Raw genomic sequence first — 2,491 nt, 5'->3', positions numbered from 1 at the left:
TTGATGGGGCCGTCTGTTGGTTTTTGCCGTCTGGAACGAGGTCAAACTGAAGTTGTCACCTACTGAGACCGTCGAGTACCCCGTCACCTTTGGGCGCGATACCAGCAAGCGGGCCGACATCGTGGTGTTTGACAAGGACGACAAGAACGCTCCTTATCTGCTCGTCGAGGTCAAGCAGGGCAAGCTGAAAGACGGCAAAGACCAACTCAAGTCCTACACCCTCGCCACAGGTGCGCCACTGGCCCTGTGGGGCAACGCCGCTGAGGGCGTGACGTGGTATCGCAAGAACCACAACAGCTTTATCGAGATTCCCGAACTGCCCACCGACACGCAGACCATAGAGGACATCACCAGCCAGCCGTGGACGATTCAGACCCTGGTGGAAAAGGAGGAGGAGCGCGAAAAGCTGGGCCAGAAAGCCCGCAGCCTGCGCGACCTGATTGAAGAAATGGAAGACGAAGTCCTTGCCAACGCGGGCGTGGACGTGTTCGAGGAAGTCTTCAAACTGATTTTTACGAAGCTGTACGACGAAATGACCAGCCACCGCAGCGCCAACAAGACGTTGCGTTTCAGAAACACCAACACCGCCGCCAGCGTCAAAGAGCAGATTGGGCAACTGTTCGACGAGGCCCGCGAAAAGTGGCCGGGGGTCTTTCCCGACAATGACCGCATCCGCCTGAGCGCCGAACATTTGCAGGTGTGCGTGGGCAGCCTTGAGGAATGGAAGCTCTTCAACAGCAACCTGGACGTGGTGGACGAAGCCTTCGAGTACCTCGTCAGCAAGAGCAGCAAGGGCGAAAAAGGCCAGTACTTCACGCCGCGCTGGGTCATCGACATGGCCGTGAAGATGATGAACCCCAAAGAGGACGAAACCATCATTGACACCGCCGCTGGCAGCGCGGGATTTACCGTCCACAGCATTTTTCACGTCTGGATGGACATCTTGCGGGACGAGGGCAAGCCGCAGTCTCACCTCTTTACGATGGAAGAAAAGCCGCCGCGCTGCCACACCTACGTCAAAGAAAAGGTCTACGCCATCGACTTCGACGAAAAAAGCGTGCGGGTGGCCCGCTGCCTGAACCTGATTGCAGGCGACGGACAGACCAACGTGCTGCACCTGAACACCCTCGACTACGGCAAATGGGAAGAGCGCGTCAAGGAAGAGGAATGGGAAGAGGCTTACGGTGAGGGCTGGATTCGCTTCAAAAAACTGCGGGCCGACAAAAAGAGCTACCGCGACTTCAAATTCGACGTGTTGCTTGCCAATCCGCCCTTCGCGGGCGACATCAAGCAGACCACCATGCTTTCGCAGTACGAACTGGGCCACAAGCCCAACGGCAAGACCGAAACCGCCGTTGGGCGCGACCTGCTCTTTATCGAGCGCAACCTGGACTTCCTGAAACCGGGCGGGCGCATGGCCGTCGTCCTGCCCCAAGGCCGCTTCAACAACAGCAGCGACAAGCGGGTGCGCGAGTACATCATGGAGCGCTGCCGCATCCTCGCCGTGGTCGGCCTGCACCCCAACACCTTCAAGCCGCACACGGGCACCAAAACCAGCGTCCTGTTCGTGCAGAAGTGGAACGACGACCCCAAAGCTGGTCCACTGTGCCCCAAGCAGGACGACTACCCCATTTTCTTCGCCACGCAGCAACTGCCCAGCAAGGACAACAGCGGTCAGAAAATCTACGTCATTGACCCCAAAACGGGCCTCCGCAAGCGCGACAGCCACGGGCACTGGATTGTCCAGCACGACCTGTTCAACCACGAAGGCGAGACGCAAGACGGCATAGCCGAAGCCTTTGCCGAGTTTGCCCGGCGGGAGAAGCTCAGTTTTTTTTAGACCGCCCCTTCGATGAAGCCCACTACAGGGCACTTCAGGAGGGGCTGGAAATGGCTGAGGTCAACAAATCAGCAGTGGGGTCTGATTTTAGATTTGAAGCAGAGTTCTTCAATAAACGCTACTTGTACGAGGAGTCGGCCCTAAAGCGGCATACCCTTCAAACAATCGGAAGTTTCTCGAAAGTCACAGATGGGCCACATGGCTATCACGTTGTAGACGAGAATTCACCGATCATCATGTTAACCGCAAAAAATGCTCGCGGCTGGTTTACAACTCGTGAGGCCGCCGATCCAATAGCCGAATGGGTAGACCTTGCCAATAAGAGGTCTTCCCTCAAAGAGAATGACATTATCCTCTCTACAAGAGGCACTGTCGGAATGTGCGCTTTGGTGACCTCAGAAGTTCTTCCCGCTAACATTGACCAAGATGTGGCAAGGATTTCGTGGAGTGACACAACTTTAAAGCCTGAGTTCGTTCTGTCGTACCTCAATTCCAGCTTTGGGCAAGACCATATGGAAAGGTATTCATCGGGGATGGTTCAGCAAGGGTTGTCCTTGCAAAAGGTTCGTGAAATACCGATACCTCCTGACTACCCCTCAAAACTCCGGTAACACTGTCTGAGACGCCAGATTCTATAGACATAAAAAGAGC

Annotated in this window: 2 protein-coding genes; both read left to right on the top strand. The window is 55.7% G+C overall.

The window, feature by feature from the left end; all coding sequences use genetic code 11:
- Nucleotides 1–16: 16 nt before the first annotated feature.
- On the top strand, nucleotides 17–1,840 hold the full coding sequence (locus tag IE158_RS13305; protein ID WP_229839135.1) for a type I restriction-modification system subunit M: 1,824 nt from the start codon (nucleotides 17–19) through the stop codon (nucleotides 1,838–1,840).
- A 50-nt stretch (nucleotides 1,841–1,890) separates the two neighbouring features.
- A complete protein-coding gene (locus tag IE158_RS13300; protein WP_189644188.1) occupies nucleotides 1,891–2,451 on the top strand; it encodes a restriction endonuclease subunit S domain-containing protein in 561 nt (186 codons plus the stop codon).
- Nucleotides 2,452–2,491 lie beyond the last annotated feature (40 nt).

Source organism: Deinococcus piscis (assembly GCF_014653275.1).
In the GTDB taxonomy this organism is placed as follows: domain Bacteria; phylum Deinococcota; class Deinococci; order Deinococcales; family Deinococcaceae; genus Deinococcus; species Deinococcus piscis.
The sequence above is the reverse complement of the archived record's forward strand: the minus strand, read 5'-3'. Positions and strand labels throughout refer to the sequence as shown.